The organism is Oscillibacter sp. GMB15532, from assembly GCF_041020825.1.
GTDB lineage: Bacteria > Bacillota > Clostridia > Oscillospirales > Oscillospiraceae > Oscillibacter.
On sequence record NZ_JBEVTO010000004.1, the window covers coordinates 198,940 to 215,710 of the forward strand.

Sequence of the window (16,771 nt, forward strand, 5' to 3'; positions counted from 1 at the left end):
GAATAGCGAGTAGCGACCGACGGGACCCGTACCCGTTATCCACACGGCGCGTATGTCAAGTACGTGAAACGAGCGGGCGCTTTGCGCCAACTTGGGTGGTACCGCAGGATGAAAGTCTTGTCCCAATAAAGATTGGGGCAGGGCTTTTTTTGTTATATTACGAGGGAGGGAACCGTATGCGTGAAAAACGATGGCGCCGATGGCGCAGCTTGAAAACCGTCCCCGGAAAGCCTTTGCACACGTCTTGAATTTTTATAAAACAGATTGGAGAAATGAACGATGAAAAAGTTTTTGACATTTGCCCTTGCTGCCGCCATGACCCTGAGCCTTGCCGCCTGCGGCAACCGCGGCGCTTCTTCCTCCGCAGCCGGATCTTCTGCTCCGGCCAAGGAGCCTTATAAAATCGGCCTGCTGCAATACGGGCAGCACGGCTCTCTGGATAACTGCCGGGAGGGCTTCCTTGAGGGCCTGACCGAGGCGGGCCTTGTGGAGAATGTGGACTACACCGTGGACTATCAGAACGGCGGATTCGACGACAACGTGAACACACAGATTGCCGGAAAGTTTTCCGCCGACAACGTGGATATGATGGTGGGCGTGGCAACACCCTCCGCCATGGCCTGCTACGCCGCCGCCGAGGAGAAGGATATCCCCGTGGTTTTTGTGGCTGTCACTGACCCTGCCGCCGCGGGCCTTGCCTCCGGCAACGTCACCGGCACCTCCGATGCGCTGCCGGTGGACGCCCAGCTTCAGCTCATCCGGGCTTTGCAGCCCGATGCCAAGACGATCGGCATTCTGTACACCACCAGCGAGCCAAATTCCGTGTCCGCCGTCGCCGAGTATGAGGCCAAGGCCGGGGATTACGGCTTCACCATCGACGCCGTGGGCGTCACCGCGCAGGCGGAGGTGCCGCAGGCCGCGGACACCCTGCTCTCCCGCAAGGTGGACTGCTTTTCCAACCTCACCGACAACAACGTGGTGGGCGTGCTGGCCGCCATTCTGGAAAAAACCAACGAGGCGGGCGTGCCCGTGTACGGCTCTGAGATCGAGCAGGTGAAGCTGGGCTGTGTTGCCTCTGCCGGAATCGATTATGTTCAGTTGGGCCGCCAGACCGGCGCCATGGCCGCCAAGGTCATCCGGGGCGAGGCCGCCTGCGCCGATATCCCCTTTGAAACCATTGCATCTTACAGCACCTATGTTAATTCCGACGCGCTGGACGGCATGGGCATCACCCTTCCCGCTGACATCGCCCAAAGCGCGGTGGAGGTTGACACAGCGGCCTGATTTTTAATTCGTAAAGCCCCGCGCCGGTACTCTGCCGCGAAAACGGCGGAGTACCGCGCGGCGCGTTTGATTCTCAACTTGAACATGCTTGAAAAGGAGGGCCCGTGCATGACCGACCTGATTGTGGGCACCCTGATACAAGGATTGATTTATGCGCTGATTTCATTCGGTGTGTACATCACCTATTCCATTCTGGACTTCCCCGATCTGAGCGTGGACGGCAGCTTTCCTCTGGGGGCGGCGGTCACCGCCGTACTGCTGACCCGGGGCGTTAACCCGTACCTGACGCTGTTGGCGGCGCTTGCGGTGGGGGCGCTGGCGGGGCTGTTTACCGGCTTCATCCATGTGAAGCTGCATGTCCGCGATCTTTTGGCGGGCATTATCACCATGACGGCCCTGTTTTCCATCAACTTGCAGATTGCAGGCTCCAACCTGACGGTGGAGCGTAGCGTGGACACCATCTTTACCGCAGGACCCACCATGGCGCTGCTGGGCGGACTGAGCCTGACACACCGTAAGCTGATTGTGGCGCTTGTGGTCGTTCTTTTGGTGAAGTTTTTGATGGACGCGTTTTTTGCCACCAAGGCGGGATTGCTTCTCCGGGCAGTGGGGGACAACGCGGCACTCGTCACCTCCCTTGCCAAGGACCGGGGCAATGTGAAGCTTCAGGGGCTGGTGCTGTCAAATGCTTTGGTTGCTCTGGGCGGCGCGCTGGTGTGCCACGAAACCCGCAGCTTCTCCGCAACTATGGGTACCGGGCAGGTGGTGTTTGGCCTTGCTTCGGTGATTATCGGGGTGGCCCTGTTCCACCGTCTCAGCTTTGTGAAGGGGACCACCGCCGTCATTGTGGGCAGCATCCTCTATAAGCTGTGCATCGCTCTGGCGCTGAGCCTGGGCCTGCCCCCCAATATGATGAAGCTGATCACCGCCGTGCTGTTTTTGCTGGTGCTGGTGGCTTCGGGCCGGAAGGGAGAGGAGATCATCCATGCTTGAGGTGCGGGAAGTTACGAAAATCTACAACCCCGGCTCCGTGATGGAGCAATGCCTGTTCGACAAATTCTCCCTCTCCGTAGCGGACGGGCAGTTTGTGTCCATCGTGGGCAGCAACGGCTCCGGAAAAACGTCTCTGCTGAACATCATCTGCGGGTCCATTGCCGTGGAGAGCGGGGACGTGCTGGTGGGGGGCGAGAGCATTCTTAGAAAGAAGGATTTTCAGCGCTATGCCACCATGGGCCGGGTGTACCAGAATCCGTCCATGGGGACGTGCCCCAATCTGACCATGCTGGAAAACCTGTCTCTTGCGGACAACAAGGGAAAGTCCTTTGGCTTTGGCCGGGGCGTAAACAAAAGGCGTATCGACCGGTACCGCGCCGAGCTGGAGGGGCTGGGCCTGGGGCTGGAGGATAAGCTGAACGTGAAAATGGGGTCCCTCTCCGGCGGACAGCGGCAGGCGGTGGCCCTGCTGATGGCTACCATGACGCCCCTGCGGTTTTTGATTCTGGATGAGCACACGGCGGCACTGGACCCCAAAACCGCCGAGGTGATTATGCTTCTCACGGACAAAATCGTGCGGGAGAAGCGGCTCACCGCCATGATGGTGACCCACAACCTGCGCTACGCCGTGGAATACGGCGACCGGCTGCTGATGATGGACCGGGGGCAGGCAGTGCTGGACCGGGCGGGAGCGGAGAAGGAGCAGACCTCCATGGAGGAGCTCCTGACATTTTTCAATAAAATTTCCGCCCAGTGCGGAAGCTGAGGAGGACACGCGATGGCAGACTATATCGGCGCCAGCGGCGAGCAGGCGGGAACGGACCGGCTGGCGCAGGCGTTTGCAAATCTGGCCCCGGAAAATGACCCCGGCTGCCCGGAGGCCCGGGCGCTGGTGGAGAAATGGCAGGCCCACATGGCCGCCTACCACGGCGGCTGCGACCGGGAAAAGCTGCGGAACATGGGGCAGCTGTACGGCGCGGACGACCGTTTTGCAGAGACGCTGGACAGCTATGGCACCGGCACCGCCCATTATATGGGCGAGGCAATTATGAAATATCTGGGCGAGTAAACGCTGTCAAGAAACCTGCCCTACGACTTTTTTGAAACAGACCAAGCGCCTGCGGGCGATGCAAAATAAGGGGCTGAGGAAGTGAATTCCTCAGCCTCTTACATTATGCCAGGACGCAATTTTGGGGCATAATCAACCGCAGAAATTTTTAACGTGCTCTTTCAGTCCGCCAGCGCCTGAAGTCGGTCCCGGTCCGTCAGCTCCACCGCGCCCCGGGAGAGGGCTACCATGCCCTCCGACTGGAAATAGCGCAGCATCCGGGTGACTACCTCCCGGGCCGTGCCCAGATGGGCCGCAATTTTGTCGTGGGTGATGCGCAGCACATTGCCGCCGTCCAGCGTGCTTTCCGTCAGCAGAAATTCAGCAAGGCGCTTGTCAAAGCTCTTCCACATAATCTGCTCCACCAGCCACATCACCTCAGAAAATCGGGCGGCCATCAGCTGGTTGGTGTAATTCGCCACGGCAAGGGAGCTGTCGGAAAGCCGCTTGTAGACGTCCGAGGGAATGATCCACAGCTCCGTGTCCTTCTCTGTTTCCACGGCAATGTCGAATTGAATGTTTTTCATGATGCAGGAGGCGGAAAACAGGCACATGTCCCGCTCAAACAGGCGGTAAATGGTGATTTCCTTCCCCTCGTCGGAGAGAATAAACGCCCGAAGCTGCCCGGAACGCACGATCATCAGCCCCACGCAGTCCGCGGCACCGGCGTGCAAAAGCGTCCCCTTGGGCGCAAAGCGCCGCACCGCTGCGCCTGCCAGCAGCGACCGCTGCATCTCGCTTAAATCTTTCCAAACCGGGAAATATTCCTCCAGCTCCATGCGCCAACGCCTCCCGTCAAGGCGGCCTTTCTTTAAGGCCCCTGTTTTAGATATTACTATGATTATACCCGTTATTTTTCGCCTGTCAATTTTTTAACCCGGTAGACATCCACCGCTGACGGTGACAACGTCACAGAAGAACCGCTCCGGTGGGCATATACTGTTAAAAAATAGACGTGCGCCCGGAGAGGCCGCACGGCAAGGAGGAGAAGCTATGTCAAAGGTCGTGATCATCGGCGGCGTTGCCGGAGGGGCCAGCTGCGCGGCGCGGCTGCGCCGGCTGGATGAGGAGGCCGAAATTATTCTGCTGGAGCGGGGGGAATACATATCCTACGCCAACTGCGGCCTGCCTTATTACGTGGGAGATGTGATTCGCTCCCGGGACGCGCTGCTGGTGCAAAAGCCCGAGGTGATGCGCCAACGGTTCCGGGTGGATGTGCGCACGCAGAATGAGGCGCTTTCTATTGACCGGGAGAAAAAGACCGTGGAAATTAAAAACCTTGTCACGGGCGAGGTTTATCAGGAGCCTTACGACCATTTGGTGCTGGCCACCGGCTCCTCTCCCATCCGCCCACCCATTCCCGGCATTGATTCGCCCCGTATCCGTACGCTTTGGACCGTGCCGGACACAGACCGGCTGCGGGCCATGGCCCGGGAGAGCGGCGCACGCTCGGCTGCGGTCATCGGCGGCGGCTTCATCGGGCTGGAGGTGGCGGAAAACCTTCACCATTCGGGGCTGGACACCACCATTGTGGAAATGCTGGATCAGGTGATGGCGCCTATGGACTACGAAATGGCCCAGGTTCTGCACGAAAACATCGAGGCAAACGGCGTGCACCTGTCCCTTGGCGACGGGGTGGACTCTTTCCGGGATGATGGCAGGAAGGTGACCATCGTTTTAAAAAGCGGGCGGGAGGTCACCGTGGATTTTGTGGTGTTATCCATCGGCGTGCGCCCCAACAACGAGCTGGCCAAGGCGGCGGGGCTGGAGCTGAACCAGCGCGGCGGCGTGGTGGTAGACGATTCTCTGCGTACGACGGATCCGGATATTTATGCCGTGGGCGACATTGCGGAGGTAGGCGAGTTGGTGTTCGGCGGGCGGGCCATGGCTCCGCTGGCAGGCCCTGCCAACAAGCAGGGGCGCATCGCGGCGGACAATATCGCAGGCGGCAGTTCTGTTTACCGGGGCGCGCAAAGTACCTCTATTTTCAAGGTGTTCGACCTCACCGCCGGAACAACGGGTGTGAACGAAAAGACGCTTACACAGCGTGGTATGATTCAAGGCCGGGACTATGAGCGGGCCGTAATTACCCAGAATTCCCACGCAGGCTATTACCCTGGCGCGGTGCCCATGTTTTTGAAGCTGTTGTTCTCCATGGATGGGAAGATGCTGTTCGGCGCGCAGATTGTGGGCTATGACGGCGTAGACAAACGGATTGACACCATCGCGGCAACCCTGCGGCTGGGCGGCGGCGTCCGGGAGCTGACGGAGCTGGAGCTGGCCTATGCCCCGCCCTATTCCTCTGCCAAGGACCCTGTCAATATGCTGGGCTTTACAGCGGAAAACGTGCTTGCAGGAAAAATCTGCTTTTCGGATTGGGACGCGGTGGAAACGTTGCCTGATGCGGTTTTGTTGGACGTACGGGAAGACGCGGAGCGGATGGCGTTTCCGCTGGAAGACGCCCTTCACATTCCTCTTGGAGAGCTGCGGGACCGGCTGGACGAGGTGGACCGCACGAAGCCCATTCTGGTATTCTGTGCAATCGGTGTGCGGTCCTATAACGCCGCCCGCGTCCTGATGCAAAAGGGCTTTACCAATATCCTACTGTATCCCGCCGGGACACGGTTCTACCAGTCTACCCATTATCGGCAGTTTGGGGAGACTTCTCAGGCGGCCCCGGCGGTGACGGACAGCGGACAGGAGGCGGCAAGCGCCTCACCAAGCACACCCAAAGAGACGATCCGGCTGGACTGCAACGGACTGCAATGTCCCGGCCCGATTATGAAGGTATTTGAAACTATGAAGGAGATGGGAGACGGGGAAACGCTGGAGGTCACCGCTTCCGACCCCGGCTTTGTAAAGGACATTGGGGCTTGGTGTCGCCGCACGGGAAACGCGCTAATTGTCAGTGAGCGCCGGGGGACGGATTATGTGGCGCTGGTGCGCAAGGGTATGGCGGAACCTGTGGCAACTGTCCCGGCAAGCGGGGCCGCTGCCCCTGCCGCCCCGGAAACGCAGGTCATCGCGCCTCAAGGGAAGACCATCATCGTCTTCTCCGGTGATTTGGATAAGGTGCTGGCCAGTTTCATCATCGCCAACGGCGCGGCGGCCATGGGCCGTCCCGTGACCATGTTCTTCACCTTCTGGGGGCTGACGGCCCTGCGCAAGTCGGAAAAACAGCCGATAAAGAAGACCTTTATGGAATCTATGTTTGGCGGAATGCTTCCCCGGGGCAGCGAAAAGCTGAAACTTTCCCGGATGAATATGGCGGGCATGGGCACTGCCATGATGAAAAAAATTATGAATGACAAAAATGTAGACTCTCTGGAGGCTTTGATTCATAAGGCTATGGGGCAGGGCGTGAAAATTGTGGCCTGCACCATGAGCATGGATGTCATGGGCATCAAGGAAGAAGAGCTGATCGAGGGCGTGGAGCTGGGTGGCGTGGGCGCGTATCTGGGCGACGCGGAGGAGTCCAACGTGAATCTGTTTATTTAAAGCAATGCGGGAGGAACGGGAAACCGGGTGTTCCATAAAGCGGAAAAAGGCATGGCGTCCTGAAAGGGAAGTCATGCCTTTACCTGCGCTCATAAGTGTGTTATTATAAGGGAGCCGAACACATGCTGGAAAGGGATGAGCATTGTTAGCCGAGGGGCGGGCAGGAATGCCGCACCAAGGCTGGAGGGACGAATGAAAGAGGTGGTTTGAAATGCAATACGGACCAAATCCTAACGCAATTTATCCCAACGAGGCCATCAAAAGCGTATGCTTTATAAAAAATATCGTCACCCGGCCCAATATTTTGGTGGGGGAGTATACCTACTACGACGACAATACAGGCCCGGAGCAGTTTGAGAGCCACGTTACCCACCATTATGAGTTTTTGGGTGATCGGCTGATTATTGGAAAGTTCTGCGCCATTGCCAAGGGTATTGAGTTTGTGATGAACGGCGCGAATCACCGCATGTGCAGCGTTACCACATATCCCTTCAACATCATGGGCGGCGGCTGGGAGAAAGCTACCCCGGCGCTGGAAGACCTGCCCTTTAAGGGGGATACCGTGGTGGGAAACGACGTGTGGATTGGGCAGAATGTCACTGTGATGCCCGGCGTGCACATCGGGGACGGAGCAATTATTGCGGCAAACTCTGTGGTCACAAGAGATGTTCCACCCTATACTGTTGCCGGGGGAAATCCCTGCAAGATTTTGCGCAAGCGGTTTGAAGATGAGCTGACAGACTATCTGCTGCGTCTGAAATGGTGGGACTGGACCCCTGAGAAAATTTTTGACAATCTGGATGCGTTGTGCAGTGCAAATTTGGATGAAATTAAAGGGATTGTCTGAGCGTTGCCCTGCAAATTCAAATATGTACGCAGGGGGCGGAGCGACAAAACGTGTAATTTTTCTTGAACTCTGCCCTCACTGCTGGTATAATAGCAAAGCGGCAGCGATTATATATGATATGTTACAATGGCTGTATCGCGCCGATGCTATATAAGGCAAGTACAGGATTCGGGCAGGCCGGCCGACATCGCGGGTGGTTTGGGAGTGCCGTGCCGGTATCCGGGGCAGGCAAAAACGAAACGCCGGAAGCCGTTGACACACGGTGGTTTTCTTGATTTCTGCACGGATGAAAAGCTACCGAAAAATTAAATATCCGGGTGTAGCGCAGTTGGTAGCGCGCCTGGTTTGGGACCAGGAGGCCCAGAGTTCGAATCTCTGCACTCGGACCAAAAGTCCGCTGAAATTGTTGATTTCAGCGGATTTTTTCTTTGCTTATAGCGGCGCAGAATTCGCGTTTTGGCTAGCGATATTTCGCTATATTGATAACGATCAACAAATCAGCCACAAGCTTTTATGATACTGCCTTGTCCATTGAGTGTTCACCTACATATGCTTCGATCATACAGTTTGTCCGAACGCAGATCTTCGGCCACTTCATCTGAAACCTCGATAGTCTGATCTTCTATGTAATAGTCCCGCAAGTTTATAGTTGTCATAAAGGGCCTCCACACGTTTGGATTTTTTGTGAAAATCGGAATTGTGGGGGCCCTCTTGCGGTCGGTATTACGGCTAAAATGCATTTAAAAGGAAAGGCGCTCAGGCCATATAGCCGGAGCGCCTTGTTCCAAGATAATTAAGCCCTCTGAGATGAGGTTGTAATTGTCCGATAATCCGTATTTCCAAACACTGTGATTTCAGCGCGATAGTTAACTCCAGCCTCCCCGTCGTACAGGACATAGTTGGCATAAGAATAATCGTTTGTAGTGGAAAGTTTGGGATTCTTCGTATTACTATACGTTTTTACAGGAATCCAGTAATTTCCGCTTTGCTTTTCCACAACAATTTGACTTGCGCCGATTTCATCAATCACGCGAGTGCCGATGACAGTAAAAGAAATTTTGATTGTTCCGCCGCCTTCGCGGGTGACTACGCCGTCATATGAATTTAAATATCTGCTGGAACGAAGAATAGGCACACTGGCGCTTGCTGGGACGCAAAGACTGAATGTAAAGAGCAATATTAGAAACAGAGACATGCTTCTTGAAACAACCTTTTTCAATTCAATTTACTCCTCATAAATAGAATTGATCATAGTTTCCATCTCGCTTTCCGAAACATCACCACTGATTTTGCACTCCAAATTACCCACAAACCATGTAGCAGACAACACGCCCTCGTTTTGCATAAAGTAATGATCTATACCGCCTGCGGTATATACAGTGACCTGACTGTCATCCTTTTCCTGCACAGAGGCTTGTGGCTTTTGATGCACATTTACAGATACAATAATCGTATGGTCTGTTGTTTCATCTTCATAAAGCGCGGTATACATTGGTTCCCCAATGTCTAAATAGGACTTCACGCCGGAAAAAGCAAAACCTTCCGGAATCCACTTTGGCGAAGCGGGCTGTGTGATGCCCGCTTCTATCAATGCGCCTTCCAATGTCTGGCTTGTATCCAACATGGTACCGGAGGCATACTCCGCTCCCTGCGACGAAACTTCTTCGGTATGGAATTGGAAAATTTCCTGCGTCCACTGCGCAAACATCTTAAAGATGTTAATTTCAAACGCACTCGCAGTGACTGCGCACAAGCAAATAATGGCGGCAGCAACTGCAAGGACCCGCAGGAATCTATGACCCGCCCGTTTGGGCTGGGGAGCTTTCAAATCTGCCTGTTCCTCGTTTTTGTGTTTATGGACAAGTTTGTTTTTCTTATTATGGTACATATAGAGAGCAAGCACTCAATACAAATGCCTGCTCTCTATATGTACCATATTACGAAATATAAATAAAACTGATGTTTATACTAATATTACGGGAGCCAAAAGACGCATGTTTTTATATTTGCAGGCGATGCTTTGCTTCGTAAGTGTACTCCTTTTTGTGCTCATTGTCATTATAAACAAAACCACCATTATATGGGTGTTTACTGCGATTGCTATCACGGCTGTACAAAAAATTTTTACAGGAGCATATAAGTTTTTTGTAGCAAGGTTGCAAAAGTGAAATCGGATAGATAGTTCACCACTTGTAATTCAGGCGACCCGAAAGGGTCGCCTGAATGCTAGTTTAGAGGCTGTCTTCACCAAAGAAAGCAAATGATTTACAACCCAGCATAACCAACCCATAAAGAAATAAGGAATTTTGAAGAAGAATGTCGCCGTTTCCTGCTTTTGGGACACTAGTATTACAAAGGAACACAAACCCGACGCACCCATGCCACCGAGGGCACGAAAAGAGCAGACCGATGCAGTAAGTATTATCGCAATGACATTTTGTATATCTTTATCCCGTCGGATTCTTTACAAAATGAGAAAAGCGGTATAACATGAACAAGAAAAGATGAGGTTGGCTCTGGCACTGGTGATGTGCCTGTCCCTGTGTGTCCCGGCGTTTGCAAGCGTGTTAAACACGACTCCCGGAACCTCTGATATCGGATTGGAAAAATCATGTCAAGAAACCGTTCTCGCAATTTAAGATGCGCTCACGATAGAAGGTACCAGCGTTGAAGCAGAAATGACAGAGTTAATCAATGTGTTTCGAGCTAAGCAGGAAAATTGTAATGCGGAATCGTATCAGAAACTTCAAGCTTTAATTAACTCTGCCAATGATTTAATGAACACATACATAAACTATCAACGTAATGGTGTAGCTCTCACAAGTGCGAGTGGCGCCACAAAAGTTGGTATAGCGGCAATTGTGACGTATTTTAATACCCAAAGTTGTTATCTGTCTGCAGAATTGTTAATTCATATGGAAGATAACAATAAACTTGATTCAATTTACATTCCTGAAATGGTAACTGCACTTCGTCAGCAATCCTGCTGGAATACCTATAGGAATGGCTACCCCAGCAGCGGGAGTGGTACATTTAGCACTAAGAATAGCTCTCAAGATCTATATTATGCCATTCATCTCTACAATTGGACGAGGAACGACAGCACAAAGCAAATCACGCTCTCTGACCGCTATGATTTTGACTATAACGATCGTTACGACGAGTTGGCCGAGACAGCAACAAACTTCTTAGCATTGGCTCAGGATAGAGGAGAAATCCTGCCGTTCTATACCACAGTCTATAACCTCTAATTTTGTCAGAAGCCTTTATTTTCAATTCTGCGTGTAGCAAGGCGCAAATCACAGGATTTGCGCCTTGCTACACAGGAAACGATCATGATTAGTCACAGGTTATTATAATGTTGCATTTATTTGAGGTTCCTGCTAACTAATTAGCAACTATGGAGGATACCGTGAAGAAAAGAACCGTAAAAAGCACGGTAATCGTGTTAGTTATATTATTTTTGTGCCTATTTTTGATGCTCCTGTTCCGCACTGCCATAAATGCCGCTAATCCATCAACACAGGACCCGGAGGATTATCCCTCCGTTCTTCAATCCTTAAATTATCCGGGGACTTCCGCGCTGGCTCTTTTTCCCGATGAGATTCCGAAGTCCGCTGAGAAAGTACATTTTTCCTATGACTCTGACATGGGTGGCACGTCTCTATGCCTGAAGTACCAGACGAACCTTGACTCCGTTCAAGCGTATCAGCAAGCGGCCACACAGAGGGCGGTTTGGTCCGGTTCTCCCACGCAGACGGACGCAAAATCCATGGGGGTTTATGCGGAATCCCTGACAGTGTTCGACTATGCTGAAAAAGGGATACCGTCCGATTTGACGGTTTATGTAATTTATCAAAAGCCCTATAAGGAAAACAACTGGAACCACGGCGAAATCAGTCTGGTTGGAATCAGTGCTGATTCCTCTGAATTGCTATTTATGTTTGAGGATTGGTAAAGTAAGCCGATACAACGAATTTTAATCAGAACATATGGGCGGTTCTCGCGCCTGAACGCAAACCCAACCCACCCCATAAGGGACAGAGCCGCGGCTCTGTCCCTTATTCGTTTCTCAGAATGCGTCTCGCGCTGGTTTAACATACCGCTGGCCTGCCGATCTCGGCAAAGCCAGTAACAGCACATGAAAAGCAAAGCATTTCAAAAAATATTAAATGTTTGTCCGCTTTTTCGGTTTTCCAGACACTATTATTATGAAGGGACCCGAAACCGACGATCCCACCCCCCGGGGGCACGAAAAGAGCAGACCAATGCAGTAAGTATTATCGCAATGACATTTTGTATATCTCTATTCCGGCGGATTCTTTACAAAATGAGAAAAGAGGTATAACATGAAAAAGAAAATGATGAGTTTGGCTCTGGCAGTGGTGATGTGCATGTCCCTGTGCGTTCCGGCGTTTGCAGTAGAGAACGATAGTGCACCCCATGTAACCCAGAACAATGTTACTAATTTAGCATGTAATACTACAACACAACTTCTTGAGGATTACTATGACGTTACCAACGTTTCTGGAGAAATCACAAATGTTGAAGCGACCTCAGGCGAAGTAAATTATGTAGTCGATGTTTCTTATACCACTCAAATCAAAGCGAAAACCCCGGATGATGCTCCGTATATTCAGGGTGTTTTGGCCGCAATGGAGGACCTGACCGATGAAAGCGAGCTTCAAAGAGCTAACGATTATCTGACCATTTGGCGTGGAGAATTGGAGCGTGAACATATCGGAAAAGAACTTTCTCACAACGCAGAATTTATTGTGTCTGTTCCGCTGTTGCTGAAATCCAGCAATTCCGATATTAATTCCAATGAATTTTTGAACACGCTTTCAGTCGAAAATGCGGAAGTCAAGGTTCACACATACGATGAACTTCACTCTTCTGCTAGCCGTGCAGTTTACGTTGATGAGCCGTTGTCTTCTTTTGTGCCTACTGCGCAGGAGGTCATGGAAAATGCTCGTAATGACGTAAGCAATATCATCTCTGGCAATAGCAGCAATCAGGTCAGAGGGGTCAGAGCGTCAAGCACGTCAAGAGCACAAGAATTAGATCGTGTAGATGCGGCTTATTATGCGAAACAAGAGAGCAATTTCCCGACTGGACATAGGCCCGACGGAAGCAAATATGCGCACTATTCTTCGGATTGTGCAAACTTTGTTTCTCAGTGCTATAGCGCAGGAGGAGTAGCACAGGATGGTGTGTGGTATGATGATTCAAGCTGCTGGAGATTGACTGGTGGCCCCAGAAAATCACCGGGTCACTATGGGATTACTGACTATATGCTCGATAATGATATTGTGTTCCATGCTGGAACTGGTACGTGGAATCGCGCTTTCGCCGGGAGCATCATGTATTTTCCATCATCTCTCACTGATGAGGCTCATGTCGGCATTATCACAAGTAATGATGGGCAAACTGCCTATTATAGTGCGCATACGACTGACCATTGCAATATAAAAATGAGCAATTATTACAAAACGGTTATGGATTTCTATATTCCGGTTTGGGATTCTCATACTGGCACGTGGACTCCACAATAATTTTTAAATATTCTTAAAGAGTGATGGGAGATGATCATTTGCCATCTCCCATCTCCCATCACTACATTTTGTACCAAAGATTTAACAGCTTTGAAATTGTGATGTGGCTACGACACGGTATCGCAGGAATCGCAGTATAGATCTTTTCTAAAGAGAAGTAGCCATTATGATAACATTGGTACAGGCCCTTGATCAGAAGTAGTGTACTGTCATGTAAAAGACAATTGAGCTTTGAATAAAAAAGGAAGGGTTGTTGCTAATTATGCTTAATCAGACTTTTTTTAAAAAAAGTGTCGTTCTTCTTTTAACCATTGGTATTCTTTTTCTCGCGGGTTGTGGAGGCAATGCTGATCAAACAAATTCTTCGTCTGGTATATCATCAGGCGTAACAGAGCCAAGCACATCTATGGAACCGACTTCTTCATCTAATGCATCGTCAAATTCAGTATCGTCAGGCACTCCGGCACAGCAAAATACGCCTAAAAAGATTCACGTGGGCGGAAAAATCTATTCAAATGAGTTTCCAATTCCAACGGCTGATACCTTCGGCCTGACCGGAACAGACGCCACTCTCTACAACTTGGCTGTGGGTCAATTTAACAATTCTGTTTTAGGAGAGGACGTATTGGGTAAGGGTAGCACGGACCTTGTGTTTCCTGCCCTTACGCTTTTAGGCAGTCAGGAAAATGATGATGGAACGACAACTTATGTTGTTACATTCCAAGGAATTTACTTTTATGGATTGGGAGATGCTCTCAAAGATCTAAAGCATCCTACTTATGATGATGATGGATGCAGCAGTAATTTGGAATCCTTTATCGTGGATAAAAATGGAAAATGCATCAGCAAAGACAGGCTTCATGATGACGAGGGCAGTGAGGGCATTGAACGGGTCTGCGGTTCTTTAAAAAGTCTTGCAGACTTTCTGATTCGTAATCAGAGCGATCCAATCAATCCTGCAGATGCCAGGGATATTCCACTGCTAGACAAAGATCAAATGCTTCAGGCATATCTCAATTACTTTTTTGAAATGTAAATAGCTACTACATTTGATCGCGTAGCTACAACTGTAGCACTTATATTGAAGACAATCATAAATTTGTCAAGGCTTCTGCAACTGACGTTTGGTGCCAGTCCCATCTTGGCTATGCAAAATTTTTAAATTTGATTAATCTCGTGCTGAGATGTGCCTGCTATCTGTTCATTGCCTTCAAATGAGTTCGTCCCGATCAAGAAGTCTACAAACTTTAGTGGCGTTACCGGCATTATTCTCTTGAGTTGAAATCAATTTAAAGTATGCTATATCCTTGTGTTGCGCTCATGGATGGCTCGCTGGGCTATCAAGGGATCTAACTTAAGGTTCATTACCATCATGCAACTCACTCACATAAAAGGCAAACGATTGTGAGTGAGATTTACAGAATAACGCCATCGGTTACATGTATGCTCCCGATGGCGTTTTCCTTTATTTGCAGCAACGCAGAATTTAACTCGATAGGAGCAGATTCTGCAGATATTTCCGGTAGTGTCAACAGGCCCCTTAGTATACCTTATTATATTTCCAAAAGCTCTCCGGCAATCTCAGCATTTTCAAACCGCAGAGTATCCGCGTTCTTTCTTCCGAATGCCAAGAAATTAATATTGCCGTACCAAACGGTACTTTCATCAATAATGGCATAGTGCTGTTGCAGATTTGCCTGCATAGCAACGGAAATTCCTGCGTTTTTCAGCATGGCAATTGCAGACGCAATTCCGGGCTCCTGATCGGGATTATAGCTTTCGAGGACTTTCGTATAAACGGTAACGCGAACACTGGACGACACCACGTTTTCCAGAATAGGTAGAAGTCGTGTAATGCGGTTTTCCTGGATGTAGGGACTGACAATCAGAATGCTTCTTGCGGTATTGGACAGGTCTTCAGCAAAGGCGGCGGCGCATTCCTGACTGTCGTAAATTTTTGCTGGTGTTGTCATCCTGCTCGCTGATTTTTACCTGATAGCCTAATTCGGAATAGCCTCTAAGCCGTCTGTATTACCTTGGTTATCGCTGTGTTATTGAACATTGTTTCGCTGCTTTCAACATGGTGATCTCAGCCTTCATCTTAGCAATTAACCCGCCCAGCTTTTCTTCGCATTCCTCGAGAGTGTGGGCATACACATTCCTTGCGTGCTTCTTGCCGTCGGGCCACATGGGGGAGTACCGCCCCTCAAACAGGTAGTCGTTGATCTCGCTGATGCAGCCGGTGCCGGGCTTGCGTTGGCGGCCCAGATAGGGCTTGAAGTCGGTCATCTTCGGCTTTTCTGCCCCTGTATCGTCCTGCTGTGGCTCCACCTTGCCGATGCCACGGTCGATGTTAGCGGCGGCTGCGTGGCGCATATCGTCGGTGATGTGGGTGTAGATGTCCAGCGTGGTGGCTGCCGACACATGCCCCAGCATGGCGGAGAGGGTTTTCACATCCATGCCGTTTTGTAGGGACAGTGTAGCGAAGGTATGCCCTTATAGTATAATAACGACGAAACCAGAAATCCGCATAAACAAAGGGTTTTCATAGGTTCGTCGTTATTTTTTCATTCTTTTTCCAAAGAGAAAACTAACGTAAAAACCATGCGGAAAAACTGTTTGTTATGTTAGCGCCGAAATTCTTCGGGAAAGGAAGGGATACTATTTGGCAACTGTAATTAGCATATCCAATCAAAAAGGCGGTGTCGGAAAATCAGTTACAACCTCCAGCTTAGGTTTTGGTCTTGCCCGTAAGGGGAAAAAGGTTCTTTTGTTGGATACCGACCCACAAGCATCGCTTACTATCAGCCTCGGCTTTCCAAAGCCGGAGGAACTGCCCGTCACCCTCGCAAATGTTATGAACGGGATATTACAGGAAAATCCTATGCCGGTATCGGAGGGGATCATCCGCCAGATCGAAGGCGTTGATCTTATGCCTGCTAGCATTGAGCTTTCCGGGGTAGAAATTTCTCTCGTCAATGCCATGAGCCGCGAAACCATCCTGCGGCAATATGTTGAAGCCGTAAAGCCGCTGTATGATTTTATTCTCGTAGACACCTCCCCCTCGCTGGGAATGCTGACGGTGAACGCCCTTGCGGCGGCGGATTCCGTTCTCATTCCCGTACAGGCGGAATATCTGCCCGCAAAGGGACTGGAGCTTCTGCTCAAAACTGTAGCCCGTGTGCGCCGCCAGATCAATCCGGAGCTTACCATCACCGGCATTCTTCTCACAATGGTCAACGAGCGCACCAACGACGCGCGGGAAATTATTGAAACACTGACAGCGGCCTATGGGGATAAGCTGCGGATATTCGGAAAAATCCCTCGTTCGGTAAGAGCCTCGGAAATTGCCAAGCTGGGTAAAAGCATTTATGCACATGACCCCAACGGCAAGGTTGCCGCCGCCTATGAAAGCCTGACGGAGAAGCTCCTTGCCTCCTGCGACCCCCATGTAAGGGAGGTGCTTGCCAGTGCCTAAAACAAAAG

At 51.0% G+C, this 16,771-nt stretch carries 15 protein-coding genes, 1 tRNA gene, 1 pseudogene and 1 other annotated feature (1 of these 18 cut by a window edge); of the genes and pseudogenes, 12 read left to right on the forward strand and 5 right to left on the reverse strand.

Features of this window, described 5'->3' with window-relative positions:
* Positions 1-128, forward strand: a binding site (T-box leader) (it extends 117 nt beyond the left edge of the window).
* Positions 129-279: 151 nt separating this feature from the next.
* The 4 genes from ABVS15_RS06640 to ABVS15_RS06655 all read left to right on the forward strand — a co-directional run bounded on the left by ABVS15_RS06640 (position 280) and on the right by ABVS15_RS06655 (position 3,346).
* Positions 280-1,284 carry an ABC transporter substrate-binding protein gene (locus ABVS15_RS06640; RefSeq protein WP_369282955.1) on the forward strand — a complete coding sequence of 335 codons (1,005 nt, stop codon included), beginning with the start codon at positions 280-282 and terminating at the stop codon, positions 1,282-1,284.
* A gap of 108 nt (positions 1,285-1,392) precedes the next feature.
* Positions 1,393-2,277 (forward strand): ABC transporter permease, encoded by an 885-nt coding sequence (locus ABVS15_RS06645; protein ID WP_369282956.1) that lies wholly within the window; start codon positions 1,393-1,395, stop codon positions 2,275-2,277.
* Complete coding sequence (locus tag ABVS15_RS06650; RefSeq protein ID WP_369282957.1) at positions 2,270-3,043, forward strand: ABC transporter ATP-binding protein; 774 nt, start codon at positions 2,270-2,272, stop codon at positions 3,041-3,043. Before ABVS15_RS06645 ends, ABVS15_RS06650 begins: the two co-directional genes overlap by 8 nt.
* 12 nt (positions 3,044-3,055) lie before the next feature.
* The gene (locus ABVS15_RS06655; RefSeq protein ID WP_369282958.1) at positions 3,056-3,346 is read left to right on the forward strand and encodes a TipAS antibiotic-recognition domain-containing protein; all 291 of its coding nucleotides are present in this window, start codon (positions 3,056-3,058) and stop codon (positions 3,344-3,346) included.
* Between the two features lie 161 nt (positions 3,347-3,507).
* Here the strand turns inward: ABVS15_RS06655 and ABVS15_RS06660 are convergent, their stop codons facing one another.
* Entirely contained in the window at positions 3,508-4,164 is a 657-nt protein-coding gene (locus ABVS15_RS06660; protein WP_369282959.1) for a Crp/Fnr family transcriptional regulator, read from the reverse strand.
* A gap of 214 nt (positions 4,165-4,378) precedes the next feature.
* Here ABVS15_RS06660 and ABVS15_RS06665 point away from each other — a divergent pair, with 214 nt between their 5' ends.
* From ABVS15_RS06665 to ABVS15_RS06675, 3 genes are all read left to right on the forward strand, one after another.
* Positions 4,379-6,883, forward strand: a complete 2,505-nt coding sequence (locus tag ABVS15_RS06665) for an FAD-dependent oxidoreductase (protein ID WP_369282960.1) — start codon at positions 4,379-4,381, stop codon at positions 6,881-6,883.
* Between the two features lie 211 nt (positions 6,884-7,094).
* Positions 7,095-7,730 carry a Vat family streptogramin A O-acetyltransferase gene (locus ABVS15_RS06670; RefSeq protein WP_369282961.1) on the forward strand — a complete coding sequence of 212 codons (636 nt, stop codon included), beginning with the start codon at positions 7,095-7,097 and terminating at the stop codon, positions 7,728-7,730.
* 313 nt (positions 7,731-8,043) lie between these two features.
* Positions 8,044-8,119: transfer RNA gene (locus ABVS15_RS06675), tRNA-Pro, on the forward strand.
* A gap of 404 nt (positions 8,120-8,523) precedes the next feature.
* On the opposite strand, the gene ABVS15_RS06680 is transcribed toward ABVS15_RS06675, so the two are convergent.
* Together ABVS15_RS06680 and ABVS15_RS06685 are read right to left on the reverse strand one after the other, a co-directional pair.
* Positions 8,524-8,949, reverse strand: a complete 426-nt coding sequence (locus tag ABVS15_RS06680) for a hypothetical protein (RefSeq protein ID WP_369282962.1) — start codon at positions 8,947-8,949, stop codon at positions 8,524-8,526.
* 6 nt (positions 8,950-8,955) lie between these two features.
* Complete coding sequence (locus ABVS15_RS06685) at positions 8,956-9,558, reverse strand: DUF4367 domain-containing protein (RefSeq protein ID WP_369282963.1); 603 nt, start codon at positions 9,556-9,558, stop codon at positions 8,956-8,958.
* A gap of 850 nt (positions 9,559-10,408) precedes the next feature.
* On the opposite strand from ABVS15_RS06685, the gene ABVS15_RS06690 reads away from it, so the two are divergent.
* The 4 genes from ABVS15_RS06690 (at position 10,409) to ABVS15_RS06705 (ending at position 14,321) form a co-directional block, all read left to right on the forward strand.
* Complete coding sequence (locus ABVS15_RS06690) at positions 10,409-10,981, forward strand: hypothetical protein (protein WP_369282964.1); 573 nt, start codon at positions 10,409-10,411, stop codon at positions 10,979-10,981.
* Between the two features lie 161 nt (positions 10,982-11,142).
* Complete coding sequence (locus ABVS15_RS06695) at positions 11,143-11,688, forward strand: hypothetical protein (protein ID WP_369282965.1); 546 nt, start codon at positions 11,143-11,145, stop codon at positions 11,686-11,688.
* A 391-nt stretch (positions 11,689-12,079) separates the two neighbouring features.
* Positions 12,080-13,285 carry an amidase domain-containing protein gene (locus tag ABVS15_RS06700; RefSeq protein WP_369282966.1) on the forward strand — a complete coding sequence of 402 codons (1,206 nt, stop codon included), beginning with the start codon at positions 12,080-12,082 and terminating at the stop codon, positions 13,283-13,285.
* A 262-nt stretch (positions 13,286-13,547) separates the two neighbouring features.
* Positions 13,548-14,321, forward strand: coding sequence for a hypothetical protein (locus ABVS15_RS06705; protein WP_369282967.1), 774 nt, complete (start codon positions 13,548-13,550; stop codon positions 14,319-14,321).
* Between the two features lie 517 nt (positions 14,322-14,838).
* Here the strand turns inward: ABVS15_RS06705 and ABVS15_RS06710 are convergent.
* A complete protein-coding gene (locus ABVS15_RS06710; protein WP_369282968.1) occupies positions 14,839-15,258 on the reverse strand; it encodes a hypothetical protein in 420 nt (139 codons plus the stop codon).
* Positions 15,259-15,325: 67 nt separating this feature from the next.
* Positions 15,326-15,778: pseudogene (locus ABVS15_RS06715) on the reverse strand (site-specific integrase); the annotation flags it as partial.
* Positions 15,779-15,950: 172 nt separating this feature from the next.
* Here ABVS15_RS06715 and ABVS15_RS06720 point away from each other — a divergent pair.
* Complete coding sequence (locus ABVS15_RS06720; RefSeq protein WP_369282969.1) at positions 15,951-16,763, forward strand: ParA family protein; 813 nt, start codon at positions 15,951-15,953, stop codon at positions 16,761-16,763.
* The last annotated feature ends 8 nt before the right edge of the window (positions 16,764-16,771 follow it).

Bases quoted from the DNA above. Each gene is read 5' to 3' on its own strand.
- ABVS15_RS06640 (WP_369282955.1), top strand. From the start codon at position 280: ATGAAAAAGTTTTTGACATTTGCCCTTGCTGCCGCCATGACCCTGAGC.
- ABVS15_RS06645 (WP_369282956.1), top strand. From the start codon at position 1,393: ATGACCGACCTGATTGTGGGCACCCTGATACAAGGATTGATTTATGCG.
- ABVS15_RS06650 (WP_369282957.1), top strand. From the start codon at position 2,270: ATGCTTGAGGTGCGGGAAGTTACGAAAATCTACAACCCCGGCTCCGTG.
- ABVS15_RS06655 (WP_369282958.1), top strand. From the start codon at position 3,056: ATGGCAGACTATATCGGCGCCAGCGGCGAGCAGGCGGGAACGGACCGG.
- ABVS15_RS06660 (WP_369282959.1), bottom strand. From the start codon at position 4,164: ATGGAGCTGGAGGAATATTTCCCGGTTTGGAAAGATTTAAGCGAGATG.
- ABVS15_RS06665 (WP_369282960.1), top strand. From the start codon at position 4,379: ATGTCAAAGGTCGTGATCATCGGCGGCGTTGCCGGAGGGGCCAGCTGC.
- ABVS15_RS06670 (WP_369282961.1), top strand. From the start codon at position 7,095: ATGCAATACGGACCAAATCCTAACGCAATTTATCCCAACGAGGCCATC.
- ABVS15_RS06690 (WP_369282964.1), top strand. From the start codon at position 10,409: ATGACAGAGTTAATCAATGTGTTTCGAGCTAAGCAGGAAAATTGTAAT.
- ABVS15_RS06700 (WP_369282966.1), top strand. From the start codon at position 12,080: ATGAAAAAGAAAATGATGAGTTTGGCTCTGGCAGTGGTGATGTGCATG.
- ABVS15_RS06705 (WP_369282967.1), top strand. From the start codon at position 13,548: ATGCTTAATCAGACTTTTTTTAAAAAAAGTGTCGTTCTTCTTTTAACC.
- ABVS15_RS06710 (WP_369282968.1), bottom strand. From the start codon at position 15,258: ATGACAACACCAGCAAAAATTTACGACAGTCAGGAATGCGCCGCCGCC.